Below are 22004 nucleotides of genomic sequence, written 5' to 3' on the forward strand. Positions count from 1 at the left end.
AGTGTCAAGCATTTCCGTCTTGTTCGTGTAATGATTTTAGTAAACTTTGATAAGCTAAAATTAACTGTTCTTTGTCTTCATTTGTTATTTTTTCTTTATTAAGTCGCTTAAGAAAAATATCCATTTCATCGAGATTTTTTGGGTTATCAATCCATACTGCTGCTTGTAAGCTGCCTTGGTGGCGTGCTTTATTTTTTATGCTGATGGCAACCAGTTTGCTATCATCAAGCAGGGTATCAATTTGTTGCTTTAGGTTGCCGATTAATGTTTCGCCTGTATATTCTATCTCCAGCCAAACCTCTTGCTGGGTGGCTTTTAGCTTATCAAGACAGTTTTGGATAAAGGTCATATCACCTGCAATTTTGGCAAGTCCCTGAAAAATTGGCACGGGCAAGCTGTTTATAGATAGTTGTTTTTTATCATTATTTTCTTTATGTATGTCAATAATTAAAACTTGTTTTTGCCGACCAATTTCACCAAAACCCATCGCAATCGGCGAGCCGCAATAGCGGATACGCTCCTGCTTGCCAACTTTTTGGGCGGCGTGAATATGTCCAAGTGCCACATAGTCTATTGTATCGTCAAAGATGCTAGCACTGATTTGTCCCAATGTGCCAATCTGAATATCTCTCATACCATCATCAGCCGATGAGACCGATGCACCTGCGGCATACAGATGACCTGTGGCGATGATTGGTACGGATATTTGATAAGTTTTTTTTAATTCATCTTGTCTTTTTTTGGCAAGTTTTGCTAATGAATGATAATAATCAGCAACCGCAGATAGGAGTAATTTATCATGATGTTCGACTTGCTCAGGGTCGATGCTGCCACGCACATCACGATCCCTAAGATAAGGAACTGTCATCACAATGGCAAGTGGCGTGTCATCATCGTACAGAGTGATGATATCGTCCGCCATGTTTTGACTGATACTGCCAACAACATGGGTATTTAACACACCCAAGACTTCTTTGGTTTTTTGTAGGCTGGTCGGTGAATCGTGATTGCCAGCGACAATAATTATGTGCTTAATGTGTCTTTTAAAGGCAGTTGCCAAAAACTGATGATACAGATGCTCGGCACGATTGCTTGGGGCCATGGTGTCAAAAATATCACCAGCAACAATCAGAACATCAACCTCGAACTCCACCAAGGAATCTTGTAGCCAATCTAAAAAATTGGCAAATTCATGATAACGGGGCTGATTGTATAATAATTTGCCCAAATGCCAATCTGAAGTGTGCAAAATACGCAGTGCATCTTTGGGCTTGGGTGGTAAAGCTGGCGTTTGGCTTTGTTGAACGAGGTGGGTTTTAAAGACATTCATAATGGTAAAAAAGACCGCATAAACACGGTCTTGACTTGATTTTAAACAACGGTACGCACGGTTTTTGCTTTGTCCAAAGCGGTGTATAAGCGATTGACCTCATCGGCAGATTGCAAGTGTAGATTGACTCGTAGCGAGTGAAATCTGCCCGTACGAGAGGGGCGGACTTGAATGGTTGCATGGTCAAAGCTGGGGAAAATCTCTGCCAGAATCAGTTTGACTTCATTAAGCAAATCTTCATGATGACCCTCATGACCGATAATGCTCATTGGATAGTCCATCGGAAAATGCCACAGTTCTGGATTTTGGATTTCGGTGCGTGTTGGCACGGCGGTATTGTTATCTTGCATAAATATTCCTAGCTGTTTGTGAGTGCCAAAACTGGCAAAGTTATCGGTTAAATGGGGTGGATTTTTGGAATTTAAAGAGCCTTGCTTAGTTAAGTAAAAATTCAATGACCGCCTTTGAGCCAATAAAACCAACCGCCAGCAAAACAAAGCCGTACATGGCAAAATTCGCCGCACGCTTGCCACGCCAGCCATAGCGATAATGCCCAAAAATCAACACGCCAAAAACCAACCAGCTGGCAATGCTAAATGACAGCTTGTGTGCCAAATGCTGATTTAAAATATCATAAGTTGCCACAAAGCCCAGCCCTAAAGCAATGCTTAGGATAACAAAACCTGTCAGCACCATATCAAACAGCAAACTTTCCATGCTTTGCAATGAAGGCAGGCGACTTACCCAAAAACGGTGAATGCTTTGATGCTTTAGTTCGCGGATTTGCAAACGCAGCAACAAACCCTGTACTGCCGCCATCAAAAGCACGCAATAAGCAGCAAATGACAATAAAATATGCACCTGCAAACTGGTGGATAAATTGGTCAAAGGCTCATAGGCAACTTTGCCAAAATAACCCAAACTCACCCCCGCCAACGCAGCAGGCACTGCCAAAATCCCAAGGCTTAAAATCGGACGATATAAAGCAAATAACACATAAAACAGCACAAAGAATAAGCCAGTCAGGCTAAGCGTATTAAACAGGTTAAAATTTAGCCCATAAAGCGTGATAATCTCTGGATACAGCACATAGCCATGTAACAAAATGGCAACGACAAGCAGTCCCAGTATGCCTTGGTGAATCGGCGTGTCCTGAATCAGTGCATGAGCCAAATATAAGCCAACACCTGTATAAATACCAAGACACAGTAAAAAAATCAGCAGCACAATCGCCCCTTTGGTTGTGAAATGATGGCAAGAACAGCAAGCAACATGATAAAATAACTCAATTAATAACCAGTTATGGTTAAAATAAAGATTTTTGTCAGCAATCATGCAATTAAATTGGAATATTTGCCTAATTTAGCATAAAATAGCAGGTATTTGTAGCCAAGTTTTGTCAAATGCGATAAGTTTTTGTCAATTATCTCAAAAACCGCAATCAATTTGACAAATCATCAAACTTATTATCATGGAAAAATTATGTTTGACACTTTAACCGAACGACTTTCGACCAGCCTTCGTAATATCGCAGGCACAGGGCAGCTGACCGAGGATAATATCAAAGATACCTTGCGTGAGGTGCGTATGGCACTGCTTGAGGCGGATGTTGCCTTGCCAGTTGCACGAGATTTTGTGGCAAAGGTTAAGCAAGAGGCTTTGGGGCAGCAAGTGCTAAAAGAATTGGCACCCGGTCAGGCATTTGTCAAAATCGTCTATGATGAGCTAAGCGAAATGATGGGCAGTGCCAATCAGAGCCTTGAAATGACAGCCAAGCCACCGATGGTATATCTGTTGGCAGGCCTACAAGGAGCGGGTAAAACAACCACAGCAGGTAAGTTGGCGAAGTTTTTGCAAGACAAGCACAACAAAAAGGTGATGTTGGTATCGGCTGATATTTATCGTCCTGCAGCAATCAAGCAGTTGGAGCAAGTGGCGGTGCAAGTCGGAGCAAGTTTTGTACCATCGCAAAGTGATGAAAATCCGCTTGATATCGCTCGCCGTGCCATTGAACAGGCGAGGCTACAATATCAGGATATTTTGATTATTGATACGGCAGGTCGCCTGCACATCGATGATGAGATGATGGCAGAGATTAAGGCATTGACAGCAGCGGTAGAGCCTGTTGAGACCTTATTTGTGGTTGATAGTATGACAGGTCAAGATGCGGCAAATACCGCCAAGGCGTTCAATGATGCTTTGCCTTTGACAGGGGTAATTTTGACCAAAACTGACGGCGATGCTCGTGGCGGTGCGGCGTTGTCGGTGCGTGCAATCACAGGCAAGCCGATTAAATTTTTGGGTCGTGGCGAGAAGCTAGACGCTTTGGAGCTGTTCCACCCTGAACGCATTGCCCAGCGAATCCTTGGCATGGGTGATGTGCTAAGTTTGGTTGAGGAAGTTGAGCAAAAAATTGACCGCGAACAAGCCGAAAAAATGGCGAAAAAAATCCAAAAAGGCGGGGAATTTGACCTTGAGGATTTGTTAAACCAATTTCAGCAAATGAAAAATTTGGGCGGCATGGCAGGATTTTTGGACAAAATGCCGGGGCTTGGCGGCGCGGATATCCAAAAAGCCATGCAAGAGGCGAAGCCTGAAGAGAAGGTTAAGGAAATGGAGGCACTGATTCACTCAATGACTCCGTTTGAGCGACAAAATCCTGACAAAATCACCCCAAGCCGCAAACGCCGCATTGCTGCAGGCTCTGGCAAGCAGATTCAAGATGTCAATCGTCTGCTCAAGCAGCACAAACAGATGGCAAAAATGATGAAAATGATCAGCCGCCCTGATGGTATCAGCAAAATGATGAAAGCGGTGCAGGGCTTGGCAAAAGGTATGTCAGGCGGCCCATTATTTGGTAACAAAGATGCCACAGCGACCGATATGGCACAGATGCAACAGTCAATGCAGCAAATGGGGCTGGATCCAAATAATTTGCCAAGTATGGAAGAAATGCAACAAAAAATGCAGCAGCTACAAGGGCAAATGCCGCCAAATTTTAAAAAACGATTCTAAGTATTATCAGAATAAGTTAATAAATCTGTATTTTGATTTGTCGTTGTGCGAGTAATTGGCGGAAATTATGGCGATTTTTATGGCATTTGACACGGTCTTTGGGCAGTGTTCTGTGGCAATTTGTGATGATGAGCAGGTGTTGTACCAACAGACACTGCCAACAGATCGTGGGCAGACAGAGGTGATTTTGCCGATGATAGAGGCTGCACTTTCTGCCACGGGTTTATCTTTGTCAGCGATTGATTGCTTGGCATTTAATCGTGGGCCGGGGGCGTTTAGCGGCATTCGCATTAACACAGCGGTGGTGCAGGCATTGTCTGTGGCAGCACAGTTGCCATGCGTTGGTGTTTCAAGCCTTGCCGTGCTTGCTGATACGGCACAACAAGCAGCAAGTTATGCTGACGGCAGTCGTATTGTGGCACTGATTGATGCACGACAAAATCAGCTCTATGCTGGACAGTTTATTATCCAAGATGGCAAAATCAATGCCATAAACGAGGATAACAACCCGCATGGCAACGAGTATTTATTGGATTATGGCGAACAGGTAGCGGCTGATGTCATTGTTGGTGATGGTGGCGAGTTGGTGCGTGCCGATGCACAGCGTGTCAGCATTCACCCAACCGCAGTAGATATCGCTCGCCAAGCTGTTGGCATTTATCAACAAGGTGGTGCAACCACTGCTGCACAAGCCTTGCCTGTCTATCTTCGGGACAATGCTTGGAAAACACTAACCGAGCAGGGCAAAGTGTAGTTTTTTGCGGCAATCACAGCATGATGGCATAAGCCAGTGCGAGCAATAAAAGGTGTTTATGGATATTGTATTACTCATCAAAACCATTATTATGGGCATCGTTGAAGGTGTGGCAGAATTTTTGCCCATCTCAAGCACTGGCTATTTGATTTTGTCAGCTGATTTGATGAATTTTTTGCAGGGTGATTTGCGTAATTTGTTCATCGTATTTATTCAGCTGGGTGCGATTTTGGCGGTAATTTATGACTACTGGGGTAGGCTGTGGCATGCTTTTATGGGACTGCTTACTGGGCGTGCCGAAGGGCTTGCCAATCCCAGACAGCTTGGCATATCGCTGATAATCGCAACCATTCCTGTGATGTTGGTGGGGTTTTTGGCGGCTGATTTTATCACCAAAACATTGTTTCATCCGTTGGTGGTGGCGGCCATGCTGATTATCGGGGCATTGATTATCATCTATGCAGAAAAAAACCCTCGCATCGTTCGTGCAGCCGAAGCAGAAAATATCAGCTTTAAGACTGCATTGGCAATCGGCTTGTGTCAATGTTTGGCATTGATACCTGGCACTTCTCGTTCTGGTGCTACCATCATTGGTGCATTGCTGCTTGGTGCATCTCGCAAGGCAGCAACAGAGTTTTCGTTCTTTTTGGGTGTTCCTGTAATCATCGGGGCGGCTTTGATTGACTTGTTAAAATACAAAGACAGCTTGACCAGTACCAGTGATTGGGTGGTGCTGGGCTTGGGAACGGTGGTGTCTTTTGTGGTTGCTTTGCTGTGTATTCGCCTGATGGTATCGTGGGTCAGTCGCAAAGGTTTTATGATTTTTGCTTATTTGCGTATCTTGACGGGCGTGGTGGTGCTCGTTGCGTTTTTTGGCTTTAATTATCAAATTCAAAGCTGAGAAGCTGCTTAGAAGATACGACCGTGTTGATACCTATTATTACCAACGAGCATTGTGCTGCCATTGATACATTGTGGCAGTTGAATGATAAGCACGCACTGGGATTGCAGTTGGGCGTTGAGAGGGTTGATAATATTAAGATTAATGATAAAATATTATCAAGATATTATGAAAATTATAACACGCCTTTTCTTGCTATTATCAAAAATACACCAATGCTGATTAAAAGTGCTGATGGTGAGGTTGTCAAATCATCGCTCAATTGGCAGTCATTGACGCATCGCATTGTCAGTGCTGGACGCAAATCAGAATTGCTGCTACAAGCGTGCAAGATAACACAGCAGATGAGCGTGCTTGATGGCACGGCAGGTTTTGGGCATGATGGTTTGCTATTGGCAAGTGCGGCGGCACGGACTACTTTGTGCGAATCACACCCTGTGATGGCGTTGCTGCTTCTTTATGAATATCATCTGATGCTGGCGGTACAAAATTGGCAAGGGCTACTTGGTCGCATTCAGATCATTCACCAAGACAGCACACAGCTATCGGGTGAGTATGATTGCGTGTATCTTGACCCCATGTTCCCAAAGGACAGCTACAAAGCAAAAGTCGGCAAGCAAATGCAGCTTCTGCACGATTTGGCAAAACCGCCGACAGCCGATGATGAAGAAGTGCTATTTTGTCGTGCCATGCAGCAGTTGTCGGCAACGGGTCGCTTGATTGTCAAACGCCCAATCCATGCACCGTATTTGGCAGGGCGAACGCCAACCCAAAGCGTACAAAATGCAGCAATCCGCTTTGATAGATATGAATCATCATGCTGCTGATGGGGCGATGGGTGCTGATATGATAAGTTTATTGAAAACATAAAAAAGGTGATTAATGAATAATTGGATTATCTGGGCATATCTTGTCGTAACTTTATTGATTTTATTGCAAAATTTTAGCTATAAAAAACGCATTCGCAAACTTGAAGATAGCTTATTTGCTCTAAAAAAAGACGAATGGCTGCCTTTTGCCAAAGCACAATTGCATCTGCCAAAAATCCAAGCGATTAAGCAAATCCGTCAGCAGTACCCTGAGCTAAGCCTACAGCAGGCAATGCAACTGTATCTGTTGGCTGCTGGTAAATAGTATGAAAAATCACCATACCAAGCTGCCGATGAGCCTGCAAGAGAAATGTGTGGCGTGGTTGCAGCTGATTCGCTTTGACAAGCCTGTTGGCACGGAGCTGTTGTTATATCCGACGCTGTGGGCGGTGATTTTGGCATTTGTTGGTATTGGTAGGGTGCCTGATGTTAAGATTGTGCTGATTTTTGCCTTGGGGGCGGTACTGATGCGTGCTGCAGGCTGTGCCATCAATGATTTTGCCGATCGCAAGGTTGATGGCAAGGTTAAACGAACGCTAGGCAGACCATTGGCTGATGGGCGACTGGCGGCAACAACGGCAGTATATACTTTTGTTGCTTTGTCATTGCTGGCGGCTTGTTTGCTGGTATTTTTGCCAGTGGCGGTTTTTTATTGGGCATTGGTGGCGGTGCTGTTGGCATTTGTTTATCCTTTTGTAAAACGCTTTAGTAATCTGCCACAATTGGTGCTGGCGGCGGCTTTTGGCTGGGCGATACCGATGGCCTATGTGGCAGTGCAAGGACATACAGATGCTAATACTTGGCTGCTGTTTATTGCATATATGTGCTGGACGGTGGCGTATGATACCGCCTATGCCATGTGCGATCGCGATGATGACGAAAAAATTGGCGTCAAATCCACGGCAATTTTGTTTGGTCGCCATGATGTATTAATCATTGTGCTATTAAATACTGCGTTTGTGGTGCTGATGACCGTGGTATTTTGGCGGTATTTTGCAGGCATTATCAGCAAGCTGCAGTTGCTGTGGCTGATGGTACCTCTGATGCTGATGTTTTTTGGGCAGTATCGCGCAATTGCCACTCGTGAGCGGCTGGCGTGTTTTCGTGCCTTTCGCCAAAATGCTTGGGTGGGGCGATATGTTTTTTGTGTTACGCTGATATTGCTGATTAAATGGCTGTTGCAAAATTAATTAATAAAACTTACCTTTAGCCACGCACAAGAAAACTTTTGTAACTGTGGCAAAATGTCATTAAACTGTCATATTGCCAACTTATAATTGGCACAAAACCAATCATGTCAGCTGTGTTTTGGGTTTGATGATTACAGTTGGCTTTTTATAAACTTTGGCGGATTTATGGTAAATTCAACAAAACAAACAACACCGATGGCGGCAAATGCTTTTTTTGCATTGCTGCTGATTGGTATGAGTATTTATTTTATTCAGTGGGGACTTGGTTATACGCTATACCAACAAGTTGGGCTGTTTATGGTCGCCAGCTTTTTTGGTATTTTTATGGCGTTTAACATTGGCGGTAATGATGTTGCCAACTCATTTGGCACTTCTGTTGGTGCAGGCACTCTGACCGTTACGCAAGCACTGGCGATTGCAGCTATTTTTGAGGTTTCAGGAGCGGTGCTGGCAGGTGCGGCGGTAACAGATACTATCCGTAGTGGCATTGTTGATATCGGCAAGCTGGGTGTTTCGCCGAGTCAGTTTATCTACCTGATGTTGTCAGCATTGATTGCGGCGGCATTTTGGTTATTATTCGCAACCAAGCGTGGTCTGCCTGTATCCACCACACACGCCATCATTGGCGGCATTGTCGGCAGCTCAATCGTACTGGGGATTAGTATCGGCGGTACCGAGCTTGCTTTTTCGACCGTCAAATGGTCAAAAATCCGTGATATTGCCATCTCTTGGGTGGTCTCTCCTGTGCTGGGCGGTGCATTGTCTTATGTGCTGTATAGCATTATCAAGAAAAATATCTTGGCGTACAATGATAAGGTTGAGGTGGTTGTCAAGGCGATTAAAGCCCAGAAAAAAAATCTCAAGCGTGAACAAAAAGAGTATTTTGAAAAATTGGGCGAGGTGGAAAAACTGCCATATACCAATGCCATGCTACGAGATCAGGAAGTTTACAAAGACAGCGATTGTCAGCGTGAGGATTTGGAAACCGAATACTACCGCTCATTGTATGATTTGGAGCGTAAGCGAGAAAATATTGACACCCTAAAAGCACTAAAAACATGGGTGCCATTGATTGCGGCTTTGGGTGCTGTGATTATGACTGCGATGGTGGTGTTTAAGGGCTTGGCAAATACAGGGCTGACATTATCAACCTTGCAAGCAGGGCTGGTGATGGGTATGCTGGGTGCGATGGTATGGCTGACGGCATTTATCTATACCAAGACCATTCGTGGCAAGCACAAAGAAGATTTGGGCAAGGCAACATTTGTGATGTTTAGCTGGATGCAGGTATTTACTGCGTGTGCATTTGCGTTCAGCCATGGTTCAAATGACATTGCCAACGCTGTCGGCCCCTTTGTTGCCATCATGGATGTCATCAAAAATAATGCCATTGAGGCACAAGCGAGTGTACCCGGCCCTGTGATGGTAACTTTTGGCGTGGCATTGATTGTTGGTCTGTGGTTTATTGGCAAAGAGGTCATTCAGACGGTTGGCACCAACCTGACCGAAATGCACCCAGCATCAGGGTTTGCTGCCGAGCTTGCCGCCGCTGCGGTGGTGATGGGAGCCTCAAGTCTGGGCATTCCTGTATCAAGTACCCATATTTTGGTTGGGGCGGTACTGGGCATTGGCTTGGTGAACAAAAATACCAACTGGCGACTGATGCGACCCATTGGCTTGGCGTGGGTTATCACCTTGCCAGCTGCCGCAGGTATCAGTGCGATTTCATTTATGCTTCTGACCAAATTTTTATAAATGGTTTGTGATAAAAGCTCTGAAAATCAGGGCTTTTATTTTGCGTCAAGAAAAGTTATGTATGGTAGGTGGGCTTGAGTCAGACGGATAATTTTATCACTATTTATGACAAGCAATCATCAATAAATAAAAACACGCTCAAATCAATGACTTGAGCGTGTCTGGAATAGTGGCATCCCATAGGGGATTCGAACCCCTGTTACCGCCGTGAAAGGGCGGTGTCCTAGGCCTCTAGACGAATGGGACACAGTATGTAAAGTCAATTGCTTGCTTTACCAACTTTCGACGCTTTCACCGTTTAACCGAAAGTGGCGTTATTATAGCAAATTTTTAAAAATCGTCAAGCAGCTAAAGAAAAAAATCAACAAAAATATTATAAGTCATTGAATTTAAATAATTTTTATATCATTGCTGCTTGGCGTTTTAGTCTTTAAAATTATTAAATTGCAACGGCACGCCAAACTGTTTTTGTTTTAATAATGCCATCGCAAGTTGCAGATTGTCTTTTTTCTTATCGCTAACACGCACTTTGTCGCCTTGAATGCTGGTAGCAACCTTCAAATCAGATTCTTTGAGGGCTTTGGCAATCTTTTTGGCACTGTCAGCATCCAGACCGTCTTTTAGATTAATCAGTTGCTTGATGTGTTTGCCTGATTGGGTTTTTTCTTGTGGGTCAAGCGATTGCAAATCTACATTGCGTTTGATGAGCTGCTTTTCTAAGATGGCATACACATTATCTGCCTGCAAGTCATTATCAGTGGTGATGGTGATGGTTTTTGCTTTTTCGTTCAGCTCAATTTGAATATCGCTGCCCTTAAAATCAAAGCGAGTGGCGATTTCTTTTTCGGCATTTTGTACGGCGTGCTTGACTTCAAAGGTCTGTAATTCTGATACAACATCAAAAGATGGCATGGTTATCTCCTTGGTGCTGCTACATGGCAGCGGTATCGTTGGTTTGTTCGGATAAATTGTCTGCTATGGGTAATAGGGTGCTGTGATTGACAATGTGGCAAAATAATTCAGCGGTTTTTTGGGTGTCGTAGACTGCCGAATGTGCATGACTGTTGTCAAATTCAATGCCTGCCATCATGCAGCTGCGTGCCAGCACCGTATGCCCATACGCCAAAGCGGCAAAACTTGCGGTATCCAGCACGCTAAAGGCATGAAAGGGTGAGTGGTTTTTGCTGTTGGTGCGTGTAATGGCAGCATTCAAAAAACCCAAATCAAAATGTGCGTTATGCCCCACCAAAATACACTGACGGCAGCCGTGTTGTTTTTTGATGGCTTTTAATGCCTTAAAAATACGGCGTAAGGCAGTTTTTTCGTCCTCGCTGATTGCTTTGCGAATGGGGCTGTCTGGATTGATGCCTGTGAATTTTAAGGCGGCAGGCTCAAGGTTCGCCCCTGCAAATGGTTCAATATGGGCATTTAGCACCTCGCCTTGATACAGTTTGCCTGTCTCGTCCATCAAAATCGGCACGCAAGCAATCTCAAGCAGGGCATCAGTTTGGGCGTTAAATCCCGCGGTTTCGACATCGACAACCACAGGCAAAAATCCACGAAAACGATTGGCGATGCCAAGGGGGGCTGTGTCATTCATTGGGCAACCTGCCAAGCAATTGTTTCACCTGCAAGCAGTGGCGTGAGCGTCTGAGTCTCCAGATATGGATAGCTTGCCGCAATGGTTTGTGGTTTTTTGATTAGGGTGATGGTGCTGGTGTTTGTTGGTAAGCCGTAGAATTTGGCACCATAAACACTGGCAAAGTTCTCTAGCTTATCAAGTGCGTCTACGCTCTCAAAAGCAGCTGCATACAGCGGCAGTGCGTGCGTGGCGGTATAGCAACCAGCACAACCGCAAGCGGCTTCTTTGGTGCTGGTGGCGTGTGGTGCTGAATCTGTGCCTAAGAAAAATTTCGGATTGCCACTGGTGGCAACTTCCAGCAGTCGTTTTTGGTGCACGGCACGCTTTAAAATAGGCAAGCAGTAATAATGAGGCTTAACACCGCCAACAAGCAGATGATTGCGATTAAACAATAAATGCTGCGGTGTAATGGTGGCAGCAATATGATTACCCTGAGCCAGACAAAAGTCCGCTGCATCAGCGGTTGTGATATGCTCCATGACAATTCTTAGCTCGGCAAAAGTGCTGATGATTTTTTGTAGCACTTCGTCCAAAAAACGCTTTTCGCGATCAAAAATATCTATGGATTCGCGGGTGATTTCACCGTGTACCAGCAGCGGCAGTCCGTGTTTTTGCATGGCGTCAAAAACTTCTGCCCGTGCCAGAATATCAGTTACCCCATCGGCTGAATTGGTGGTTGCACCAGCAGGATAGAGCTTGACGGCGGAGATAATGCCTGTGGCGACAGCATCGTCAATATCACTTGCGGTTGTATGATCGGTCAGATACAGCACCATGCGTGGATCAAAAGCTGCTTTGCGTGCCTTGTCAATATCACTGTCTGCCAAAGCCTGCATAATGCGTTCACGATAAGAGATGGCTTGGGCGGCGGTTTTGACAGGGGGTGTAAGATTTGGCATACAAATCACACGGTTAAAGCTTGTCGCCGCATGCGGTACTGTGGTGGCAAGTGCAGCACCATCACGCAGATGAATATGCCAATCATCTGGCTGAATGATTGTTAATGTGGTTGTCATGAGTAAACTTGTTCCAAGATAAATAAATCAATTGCCAAGTCCTTAATTATTCTAGCAATTGCCATCTTTGTCAAGTGCCGATGATGATTTGTTGGCTTGATACTGCCCCTTACCATGCCGATTTGATTGGCATGATGATAATAAATAAGGGGCAAACCAAGCCCAAGCGTTGTATTTTTAAAAATTACCGCAAAGCCAAATTTATAAATTTATTCAGCTCAAATCACCATTAAAATAAATTTAAATTTCAAAAAATTTTAATAAAATTATCATTATTGCAAAAATCTTAAATACCGCACAGTCAGTGATTTGTGCAATTATTGTCATTTTGGGCTGTATGCTATTATTTTTGTATAAACTTAATAATTTGCACAAAAAAATTCCCAATCGGTTGATTGGGAATGTGGCATGGGTTTATTTGTTGTTTTGTTCAAGTCTTGGCACGGTATTGCCTTCGCCAAGCCCCAGCAGCCCTGATTGAGCATACAGCCCAAGTTTTTGGCGAGTGTCTGCAATGTCAAGATTACGCATGGTAAGCTGACCGATACGATCAAGCGGTGTAAAGGCAGCATCTTCCACTTTTTCCATAGACAGACGATCGGCTTCGTAAGTTAGGTTTGGTGATTCGGTGTTTAGAATGCTGTAGTCATTGCCACGACGCAACTCAAGCGTAACCGTACCTGTGATGGCACGAGCCACCCAACGCTGAGAAGTTTCACGCAGCATTAGGGCTTGAGAATCAAACCAGCGACCTTGATACAGCAAGCGACCCAAACGCAGGCCATTGATGCGATATTGCTCAATGGTATCTTCATTATGAATGCCTGTTACCAATCGCTCATAGCAGATGTGCAGCAGTGCCATGCCGGGGGCTTCATAGATGCCGCGAGATTTTGCCTCAATGATGCGATTTTCGATTTGATCTGTCATGCCAAGTCCATGACGACCACCGATTTCGTTGGCCTTTAAAATCAACGCCACCAAATCATCAAAACGCTCACCATTGATGGCGACAGGCATGCCTTCTTCAAAACTTAGGCTGACGGTTTCGGCTGCAATTGCGACCGATTCGTCCCAATAACGCACGCCCATGATTGGCTCAACGATTTTATGGCTGGCATCCAGATGCTCCAAATCTTTTGCTTCGTGAGTTGCACCGAGCATATTAGAATCGGTTGAGTAGGCTTTTTCTTTGCTCATTTTATAATCAAAGCCATTGTCAATCAAAAATTGACTCATCTCGGCACGACCACCCAATTCATCAATAAAGGTCTGATCCAGCCAAGGTTTGTAGATTTTTAATTCAGGATTGGCGAGCAAGCCATAGCGATAGAATCGCTCAATGTCATTGCCTTTGTAGGTTGAGCCATCGCCCCAGATGTGGACATCATCTTCACGCATTGCCGATACCAGCATCGTGCCTGTTACCGCACGACCAAGAGGCGTGGTGTTAAAATATGGCATACCGCCTGTGCTGACATGAAACGCACCGCATTGAATGGCGGCAATGCCTTCTTGGGCAAGTTGTTGGCGACAGTCAATTAACCGTGCTTTTACCGCACCGTATGCTGTGGCTTTGGCTGGAATGGCATTGTAATCATCTTCATCTGGCTGACCCAAATTGGCAGTATAGGCGTAGGGGGCGGCACCTTTTTGTTTCATCCATAAAAGGGCGGCAGAAGTATCCAAACCGCCAGAGAAAGCGATGCCAACTTTTTTGCCGACAGGTAAGTGTTGCAAGATGGTTGCGTTTGTCATGATATACCCTTGATTAACAATGAAAATAAATATCGCAAATTATAGCATTTTTTGGCCACTTGTCATGAGTTTGCGTGGATATTTTATAAAAAATGCAATAATAAAGACAGGAGCTAACAATTTTTTGCACCCAACTGCTGATTTTGCTATACTATTATTTATTAAATGAATGATAGTTATAATTCTGACAAATTGACAAAATCACGCAGGGTTGGAGTGCCATCAGCTATTTTTGGCCGCGTTTATGCGGTATATACGACTGGCATGGTTGATGGCATTTGGTGATTTTGGCAGTTTTGGCTTATCGGTGAAATCATGACGCAGACAATAACGACTGAGCAAGCACAGCTGATTGTTGATTGCCAAGCTCAGACTTTGCAATTGTGGCAAAACCAGCAATTGGTACGAACTTTTAGCATCTCAACCGCCAAAAACGGCACAGGGCAACTGTCAGGATCGGGCTGTACGCCACTTGGACGGCATAAAATAAGTGAAAAATTTGGTGAAGGCTTGCCGATAAATGCGGTATTTGTTGCACGGCAGTTCACAGGTGAGTTATATGATGAGGCGTTGGCAGAGCGATTTGCCAATCGTGATTGGATTTTGGCTCGAATATTGTGGCTGGAGGGCTTGGAGGAAGGGTATAATCGCGGTGAGAATGCACAAGGGATTTGTGTTGATAGTAAGTCTCGTTATATTTATATTCATGGTACGCCAGATACAGAGCCAATGGGCGTGCCATTATCACATGGCTGTATCAGAATGCGTAACCAAGAGATACTTTGGCTGTTTGAGCAAGTTGAAGTTGGTACGCAGGTTGTGATTCGCTAAGCTGTGCAATAACATGACCATGAATTACCAAGCGGTGTTATTTTGTCAAGCAAAGCTGTTTTTGTTGTTGATGAAAATTTATACTACTGTACTTTGTGTGGTTTTGGGTTATTTGCCAGATGGCTGATTGGGTGGGGTGTGTTTATGAATTTGCAAAAAGTTGATTTGAATTTATTGTTTTATCTTGATGTTTTGTTGCGTGAAAAAAATGTAACACGAGCGTCAGAGCAATTGGGCATTACTCAGCCTGCGATGAGTAATATTTTGCGGCGATTGCGATCGCTGTTTAATGATCCGCTGTTGGTGCGTTCATCAGAGGGTATGACGCCGACCGAACGAGCATTTGAGCTACAGCCTCGTATTCGTGAAGTGTTGTCGGATATCAGTGTACTGCTTGAGCCACGCACCGAATTTCGCCCTTATAGCACCTCAAGGGTGTTTCGCATCATGACCAGTGATTATGCCGAAGCAACTTTGGTGCCTCGTTTGGTGAAGGCGTTGCGTAGCGAGGCACCGAATGTGATTTTGGATTTTTTGACACCTTCGGATGTTTCGTATCGCGATATGGAGCAAGGTAGGGTGGATTTGGCGATTAATCGCTTTAATGAAATTCCGCAGAGTTTTCATCAGGTGCTGGTTTGGCGTGATACTTTTAGCTGCTTGTTGTCCGCCGAAAGTCCTTATGCACACAGATTTAACCTAAAAAACTACCTAAAAGCACAGCATGTCTGGGTGTCAAAAACAGGCATGGGGGTGGGCTTTGGGGTCAATCCCGAAAAATCAGGCGGGCTTGGTTCAATCGATCAGGCATTGCAGCGATTGGGACAAAAACGGCAAATCAGCGTATTTACTCGCCATTATCAGATGCCTGCCATGCTTGCTGCGAATAAAGATTTGATTGCAACCTTGCCTACGCGTGTGGCACGCCTACAGGCGGATAATAACTCACAAATCATTGTCAAAGAACCGCCATTTTTTATCCCAGAGTTTGAGCTGACGATGGCTTGGTCGCCACTGCTACAGCACCACCCCGCCCATCGCTGGTTGCGGCAGTTAATTCTGCATGTGGCTCGTCAAGTGATTGCCGAAGAAGAGCAAGTAACAAGGGCAGAGCAGGCATCAATCATATAAATGGCGATTGTATCGTTCAGCTTGCGGCGGATTATGATGATATAATCCGCCATTATTTTATCAGCGGTTGCTATTACGGCAGTAAGAGTGATAGGTATTGTGTGGCGGATTTGAAGTGAAAATCAAGGGGGTTATCCCTTGATTATTGATGTTCTACAATATTTCTGGTAGGGACATTTTACTGTGTTCCTGCTGATATAATTCCAGAATTTTCCCTTTTTGCTCATCACTATAAAAGTGTTCACTAGTATTAGATTGAAGTTTCAAATATCTTAATGCTTCTACAATCTCATATTCTGAATTTTCATCATATTTTTCAATCATATAAGTAATAAATTGCTTTAAGATATTAAATGCTTCATAACTTTCCAAAACCTTAATATGTTCATCTATAAAATTAGACATATACCATTCATCGGTAACTGGATTGTTATTTAAATCATCTAAAAAAGCATCAAATTCATCAAAGAACATAACTAATCCTTAAGTTTAAAATCTGTTTTTTCACCAGTTTTGGTATTTTCAATATAATGTATCTCAACACCATTCACATTTTGAACACGCTTAACCCAACCGTCCTTTGCAAACCAACCATTTTTTGCATCAGACATTGCGGGCATTCTTGCAGGTGTAGTACCGCGTGGATTGGCTTTAACTTCTTCCATTGCCAATTTTTCTTTTAAATTCTTTGGCACAGTTCTACCAGTAGATTTTTCAGAATTTGGCTTTGTAGCTTGGGTTTGAGGTGCTGTTGTTGTAACTTTTGGCGTTTTAGGCGTTGTTTTCTTTGGTGGTACTGCGACAACAGTTGTTGCCAAAGAAAATAGGGCTAAAAACCACAAATAAATTGACAAAAAACTTTTTTATAATCAATTATCCTAAATATTTTCCCCATTCTAACTACTTTTTTTAAGCAAAAACAAGCTAGTTTTTAACAATTTGCCATCTGGGCTGATGTATGGCTGACTTTTTTGATGATTATTTGCCAGCGTTTTGTGATGTGGCAGATGATGGTCTTTTGTCTCGCTGGTCGGGCAAGTTATTTTGAGTGGCATTAAAACTTGTCAATGGCAAAAAGACAATGTTGTTTTTTGGTAGATTTTCGGGCTGGAGCAGTCGCCAGTTGTGCGTACCAGCATTGCTGACTTGTAGATAATATTTGGCAGGCGTGGCATCTAGCACCACCTTGCCTGTGTAGCGATTGGCGGTTTGGTGTGTGATGACAAAATCGCGGTCTTTTGATTTATCAGTGGCGTGCGAGATGCTAACACTTAGGGTTTTTGGGTAATTAAGCGGCGTGCCATCACTAAGTTTGCCACTTGCCAAAGACTCTTTTGGATAGTTAAGCTCAAAAACCACCTGCGTGCTATCACCGCTTTTATTTAGTCGCATGACCCCTGATACACCTAAGTCATAAGCCAGCTGGTCTCGTGAGGCATCTTGGTAGAGCGTTTTGCCGTCCATGTACCAATCATCACGCACGGTCGCATCTTGAATTTTGATAGAATAAAACACAAAAAAAATGCAAGCAATCACCACAAATGCAGGCAGACCAATGACAAAAATTAGCATCAATGGGTTGGTGTACCAAGTGTCGTGGGATTGTTGGTTGTTGTGCGGTGGTGTTGTGTTGCTCATGATGATAAAAAGATAACCAAGATTGACCCTCATTGTATCACAAGAGGGTCGTCTTTTTAAGGCAATAACTGGGTTATTTTTGCTCTTTTGCTTCGTAGATGAACATATTTTGTGCAGAAGTGCTGTATTTGCCATCGGTGCTGTACACGGTAATGGTAATAGGCGTGCTGCCTGCCTTGATGATGGCTGGGTCGCCAATGACACTGACGGGTAGGTCGTATGGCTCATTGGCCTGTAGTGGCAATTGCTTAAAGCGAGAGCGTAGTGTCAGCCCTTTGGTGTCGCCGTCCAGACGCACTTTGTAGATTTGTTTTTCGTTGGTTTTATTGACGATTTTTAGCACATAGCTGTTTTCAACCATGCCATCACGGCCAATGCTGGAGAGCTGTTTGCGGTCGTGGCGAATCTCAAGCTCAAGTGGCGAGCGTCCAACAACAATCAAGGCTGCCGCCACGATACAAGCACTAAGCACGCCAATATAGGCAAAAATACGCCAGCCGATGATTTTGGTTTTTTGTTTATCAACCAGCTGTCTTTCGGTGGTGTAGCGAATCAAGCCACGCGGCGAGCCGACCTTGTCCATGATTTCATTACAAGCATCAATACAGGCAGCACACTGAATACATTCAACTTGCAAACCATCACGGATATCGATGCCTGTTGGGCAAACTTGTACGCACAAAGTACAATCAACGCAATCGCCATATTGATGAGTGTTGTCTTTTTTGCGAGCACCTCGTGGCTCACCTCGCTCATAATCATAAGATACAATTAAGGTATCCTTATCAAACATAACCGATTGAAAGCGACCATAGGGGCAGATATAGACACACATATGCTCACGCATATAACCGCCATTGGTCTGGGTAACAAAAGTGATGAGTAGGAAAAAAATCCAAGTCATCTTGCCCCAACCCATAAAAAATAACGGCTCGCCATTAAAGAATAAATAATCAGTACCAACAATAAAGGCGATAAAAGTCAGAGCGGTAACGGCAGAAAAAATTCCCCAAATGCTATGGACCGCCAAGGTTTTTAGAATTTTTTCGGCATTCCAAGGGGCTTTGTCAAATTTGATGCGTTTATTGCGATCGCCAATGATTATTTTTTCTACATATTGATATAAATGAACATAAATTGTTTGTGGACAAGCATAACCACACCAAACCCGCCCTGCATAGACCGTTACCATAAAAAGTAGCAAAGCGGCAATGATAAACACAAAAGCAAAAAAGTAAAAATCCTGCGGCATAAATACCGCACCAAAAATATAAAACTTCGGTTCAATAACATCAAACAATAAAGCCTGACGAGAATCCCAACGCAACCATGGTGCGAGCAAAAAGCCCAGCAAAATCGTGTACATACTTATCAGGCGAATTTTTTGATATTTGCCTTTGGCAAATCTGGGGTGGACACGCTGTTTGGTTGCGTCCATATCTTTGGAATGTGGAATGATTTTTTCGGGAGCTGGACGGGGTTTTTTTGGTTTTTGTTGTTCTGACATGGCAGATACCTTGGCTGATTGCTTGCAACAAGATGGTACAAGCGATGGCTTGGTCTTTTATTGGTTAAACTTTGGCTGATTGAACAAATACCATAGAGTTTAATTTTGCTGATTATATTACCATGATTTGTAGGGTTTTGGTATGGGCAGTTTGTGTTAATTTATGCACGCTTGAGTTTATTTGGCAAACCAGCCATCAGTCTAATGGCTGGCGAGGCGGGAATTAAAATTCAGTCATTGCCAAAATTTGCTTAAATAATGCTTTTTGTTCTTGGCTTGGTTTGGCAGATTGCAGTGCCATCACCTGTGTCATGTCGCCATCAATGCGAATTTTGCCGAGCATAAATGCCTCAATGGCATGATTGATGTCGCCATCTGTGATGATTTGTTGCAAGGTGGTGCGATCGATGGTCAGCGTGGTTGTGGCAGTATCAATCAAGCCTTGTGCGATTTTGCCTGCCTGCAAGTGCAAAGCGGTGTCGGTTTCGCCTGTGATTTTAGCATTTAAGGTAACATTGGCAAGATTGGGTGGTAGGTTTAGTTCACCTGCGGCGTTGTTTAGTTTGCTTACTTCATCAAACCATGCCGAGCTTAAAAATTGTGCCATAAGATTCCTTAGGATAAGCTATGATAATGTGGCATGACCATCGTTGCCAAAGTTGTGGCAGTCTGTCGGTCATTGCAGTTCTTATTATAAGGGATAAAGCAGGCTTTGTCGATTGTAACAAGGCATTAGCGATATAATTGAATAATTTTTGATAAGAAATATTAATATTTTTAAAATAAAGCCATCAAATCTATAGAATATTACCAAAAAATTTCAAGATTTTTACAAAATATACCCAAAAATTACATTTGTGTTGTATAATAAAGGGGAGAGACCGCTGGCAATACCATATTGTCAGTAAGGATATAGATGGTGTGCTTAAGCCACGCCATCAACGCAAGCCAAGCACTGTAGCAAGCCAAGCTAGCATGGAATAAAGCACCAAATATACAAATTTGCTGGTATTCCATAGAAAAAATAAGGATTTTTTCGTTTTTGCTGGTCTGACTTGATGATATTTGCCCGACTTTGCGTTACAATAGACATAAAATATCAAAGCAAGTGTGGTTTTTTATGCGTTATTTGCATCAGACCGCATTGCGACATAAATCAGGCTGCACAGGAAATATCCAATGATTAGTCTAAATAAATCAGCAGTAGCCCCAGTTTCTGTCGATCATGAATATGAAATCACCATTGTGAGATTTTTCACCATCATGACGGTTGTATGGGGCATTATTGGCATGACTGTTGGTGTATTGATTGCATCGCAGTTGGCATGGCCAGCATTGAATTTTGACACCTCGTGGTTGTCTTTTGGGCGACTAAGACCATTGCACACCAATGCGGTGATTTTTGCATTTGGCGGCTCGGCACTTTTTGCCACTTCTTATTATATTGTCCAGCGTACTTGTAAGACCAGATTATTCGCTCCATATTTGGCATGGTTTACTTTTTGGGGTTGGCAGGCAATTATTGTTGCGGCGGTAATCACGCTGCCGCTTGGGCTAACTTCAGCTAAAGAATATGCCGAATTAGAATGGCCGATTGATATCGCCATTGCTTTGGTGTGGGTATCTTATGCCATCGTATTTTTTGGTACGATTATCAAGCGTAAGACCTCGCATATCTATGTGGCGAACTGGTTCTTTGCGGCATTTATCATCACCATTGCATTGCTACACATTGTCAATAGCCTTGCAATTCCTGTTAGTGCGATGAAATCATACTCACTGTTTGGTGGTGCAACCGATGCCATGGTTCAGTGGTGGTATGGACATAATGCTGTTGGATTTTATCTTACTGCTGCCTTTTTGGGCATGATGTATTATTTCATTCCTGTGCAAGTAGGTCGTCCTGTATATTCATATCGTCTGTCAATTGTTCACTTTTGGGCATTGATTGCCTCGTATATGTGGGCAGGCGGGCATCATCTGCACTATTCAGCACTGCCTGATTGGACTCAATCTTTGGGCATGGTATTCTCGTTGATTTTGTTTGCACCTTCTTGGGGTGGTATGATTAACGGCGTACTGACTTTGTCAGGCAGCTGGGATAAGTTGCGTACAGACCCGATTATCCGCTTCTTGATTGTTGCCTTGTCGTTCTATGCGATGAGTACCTTTGAAGGACCAATGCTGTCAATCAAAGCTGTGAACGCCATCAGTCATAACACAGACTGGACAGTTGGCCATGTGCATTCAGGTGCATTGGGCTGGGTTGGTATGATTACCATTGGTTCGGTGTATGTGCTGTTGCCACGCATCTGGAATAAGGCAAAAATGTACTCAACAGGATTAATCACTGTGCATTTTTGGTTGGCAACCACAGGTACGGTACTGTATATTGTGGCGTTGTGGATTTCTGGTATTACGCAGGGTATGATGTGGCGTGCCACCAACCCAGACGGTACTTTGGCTTATGACTTTATTCAGACAGTTGTTGTATCGCATTGGCCATATGTTGTGCGTACACTGGGTGGGGCGTTGTATGTGGCAGGTATGTTTGTGATGGCGTATAACTGCTATCGCACCATCAAGATGCCAAGTGTGCCTGAGCATATCGCTGAGCCAGATGAAGTGAATACTGGCAGCGATCAGGTTACAGCACAAGCATAAGGG

The 22004-nt window shown here is 43.8% G+C and carries 22 protein-coding genes and 1 tRNA gene; 10 read left to right on the forward strand and 13 right to left on the reverse strand.

Going from position 1 to position 22004, the window contains the following annotated elements; genetic code table 11:
- Positions 1–4: 4 nt before the first annotated feature.
- The 3 genes from BW928_RS00730 to BW928_RS00740 all read right to left on the reverse strand — a co-directional run bounded on the left by BW928_RS00730 (position 5) and on the right by BW928_RS00740 (position 2557).
- A complete protein-coding gene (locus BW928_RS00730; RefSeq protein ID WP_078309867.1) occupies positions 5–1330 on the reverse strand; it encodes an exonuclease SbcCD subunit D C-terminal domain-containing protein in 1326 nt (441 codons plus the stop codon).
- A gap of 41 nt (positions 1331–1371) precedes the next feature.
- Positions 1372–1680, reverse strand: coding sequence for a YbeD family protein (locus tag BW928_RS00735; RefSeq protein ID WP_076554334.1), 309 nt, complete (start codon positions 1678–1680; stop codon positions 1372–1374).
- A gap of 85 nt (positions 1681–1765) precedes the next feature.
- Positions 1766–2557, reverse strand: a complete 792-nt coding sequence (locus tag BW928_RS00740) for a cytochrome C assembly family protein (RefSeq protein WP_076554486.1) — start codon at positions 2555–2557, stop codon at positions 1766–1768.
- A 255-nt stretch (positions 2558–2812) separates the two neighbouring features.
- On the opposite strand from BW928_RS00740, the gene ffh reads away from it, so the two are divergent.
- The 7 genes from ffh to BW928_RS00775 all read left to right on the forward strand — a co-directional run bounded on the left by ffh (position 2813) and on the right by BW928_RS00775 (position 9814).
- Entirely contained in the window at positions 2813–4345 is a 1533-nt protein-coding gene (gene ffh / locus BW928_RS00745; RefSeq protein ID WP_076554335.1) for a signal recognition particle protein, read from the forward strand.
- 79 nt (positions 4346–4424) lie between these two features.
- Positions 4425–5099, forward strand: a complete 675-nt coding sequence (gene tsaB, locus BW928_RS00750) for a tRNA (adenosine(37)-N6)-threonylcarbamoyltransferase complex dimerization subunit type 1 TsaB (protein ID WP_227516515.1) — start codon at positions 4425–4427, stop codon at positions 5097–5099.
- 58 nt (positions 5100–5157) lie between these two features.
- On the forward strand, positions 5158–6000 hold the full coding sequence (locus BW928_RS00755) for an undecaprenyl-diphosphate phosphatase (protein WP_076554337.1): 843 nt from the start codon (positions 5158–5160) through the stop codon (positions 5998–6000).
- 23 nt (positions 6001–6023) lie between these two features.
- Positions 6024–6827: a class I SAM-dependent methyltransferase gene (locus tag BW928_RS00760; RefSeq protein WP_076554338.1), complete on the forward strand. Its 804-nt coding sequence runs from the start codon at positions 6024–6026 to the stop codon at positions 6825–6827.
- Between the two features lie 55 nt (positions 6828–6882).
- The gene (locus BW928_RS00765; RefSeq protein WP_076554339.1) at positions 6883–7134 is read left to right on the forward strand and encodes a hypothetical protein; all 252 of its coding nucleotides are present in this window, start codon (positions 6883–6885) and stop codon (positions 7132–7134) included.
- Between the two features lies 1 nt (position 7135).
- Complete coding sequence (ubiA, locus tag BW928_RS00770) at positions 7136–8059, forward strand: 4-hydroxybenzoate octaprenyltransferase (protein WP_076554340.1); 924 nt, start codon at positions 7136–7138, stop codon at positions 8057–8059.
- A 165-nt stretch (positions 8060–8224) separates the two neighbouring features.
- A complete protein-coding gene (locus BW928_RS00775; RefSeq protein ID WP_076554487.1) occupies positions 8225–9814 on the forward strand; it encodes an inorganic phosphate transporter in 1590 nt (529 codons plus the stop codon).
- A 170-nt stretch (positions 9815–9984) separates the two neighbouring features.
- Here BW928_RS00775 and BW928_RS00780 read toward each other — a convergent pair.
- The 5 genes from BW928_RS00780 to argG form a co-directional block, all read right to left on the reverse strand.
- A tRNA-Glu gene (locus BW928_RS00780) sits at positions 9985–10060 on the reverse strand.
- A 177-nt stretch (positions 10061–10237) separates the two neighbouring features.
- Entirely contained in the window at positions 10238–10726 is a 489-nt protein-coding gene (locus BW928_RS00785) for a YajQ family cyclic di-GMP-binding protein (protein WP_076554341.1), read from the reverse strand.
- A gap of 19 nt (positions 10727–10745) precedes the next feature.
- The gene (gene rnt, locus BW928_RS00790) at positions 10746–11414 is read right to left on the reverse strand and encodes a ribonuclease T (RefSeq protein WP_076554342.1); all 669 of its coding nucleotides are present in this window, start codon (positions 11412–11414) and stop codon (positions 10746–10748) included.
- On the reverse strand, positions 11411–12472 hold the full coding sequence (gene pyrC, locus BW928_RS00795) for a dihydroorotase (RefSeq protein ID WP_076554343.1): 1062 nt from the start codon (positions 12470–12472) through the stop codon (positions 11411–11413). Before pyrC ends, rnt begins: the two co-directional genes overlap by 4 nt.
- A 414-nt stretch (positions 12473–12886) precedes the next feature.
- Complete coding sequence (gene argG / locus BW928_RS00800; RefSeq protein ID WP_143821436.1) at positions 12887–14233, reverse strand: argininosuccinate synthase; 1347 nt, start codon at positions 14231–14233, stop codon at positions 12887–12889.
- A gap of 312 nt (positions 14234–14545) precedes the next feature.
- Between argG and BW928_RS00805 the strand changes: the two genes are divergently transcribed.
- On the forward strand, positions 14546–15061 hold the full coding sequence (locus tag BW928_RS00805; protein WP_076554345.1) for a L,D-transpeptidase: 516 nt from the start codon (positions 14546–14548) through the stop codon (positions 15059–15061).
- Between the two features lie 144 nt (positions 15062–15205).
- Entirely contained in the window at positions 15206–16192 is a 987-nt protein-coding gene (locus BW928_RS00810) for a LysR family transcriptional regulator (RefSeq protein WP_076554346.1), read from the forward strand.
- Between the two features lie 153 nt (positions 16193–16345).
- Here BW928_RS00810 and BW928_RS00815 read toward each other — a convergent pair whose 3' ends face one another.
- The 5 genes from BW928_RS00815 to BW928_RS00835 form a co-directional block, all read right to left on the reverse strand.
- A complete protein-coding gene (locus tag BW928_RS00815; RefSeq protein WP_076554347.1) occupies positions 16346–16666 on the reverse strand; it encodes a hypothetical protein in 321 nt (106 codons plus the stop codon).
- A 2-nt stretch (positions 16667–16668) separates the two neighbouring features.
- Positions 16669–17010 carry a hypothetical protein gene (locus tag BW928_RS11885; RefSeq protein WP_227516516.1) on the reverse strand — a complete coding sequence of 114 codons (342 nt, stop codon included), beginning with the start codon at positions 17008–17010 and terminating at the stop codon, positions 16669–16671.
- Positions 17011–17170: 160 nt separating this feature from the next.
- Positions 17171–17830, reverse strand: a complete 660-nt coding sequence (locus BW928_RS00825; protein ID WP_076554348.1) for a FixH family protein — start codon at positions 17828–17830, stop codon at positions 17171–17173.
- 73 nt (positions 17831–17903) lie between these two features.
- Positions 17904–19337, reverse strand: a complete 1434-nt coding sequence (gene ccoG / locus BW928_RS00830; protein WP_076554349.1) for a cytochrome c oxidase accessory protein CcoG — start codon at positions 19335–19337, stop codon at positions 17904–17906.
- Positions 19338–19560: 223 nt separating this feature from the next.
- The gene (locus BW928_RS00835; protein WP_076554350.1) at positions 19561–19944 is read right to left on the reverse strand and encodes an SCP2 sterol-binding domain-containing protein; all 384 of its coding nucleotides are present in this window, start codon (positions 19942–19944) and stop codon (positions 19561–19563) included.
- A 575-nt stretch (positions 19945–20519) separates the two neighbouring features.
- Here BW928_RS00835 and ccoN point away from each other — a divergent pair.
- A complete protein-coding gene (gene ccoN / locus BW928_RS00840) occupies positions 20520–22001 on the forward strand; it encodes a cytochrome-c oxidase, cbb3-type subunit I (protein ID WP_076554489.1) in 1482 nt (493 codons plus the stop codon).
- Positions 22002–22004: the final 3 nt, after the last annotated feature.

It is taken from the genome of Moraxella cuniculi DSM 21768 (assembly GCF_900156515.1).
Taxonomy (GTDB): Bacteria; Pseudomonadota; Gammaproteobacteria; order Pseudomonadales; family Moraxellaceae; genus Moraxella; species Moraxella cuniculi.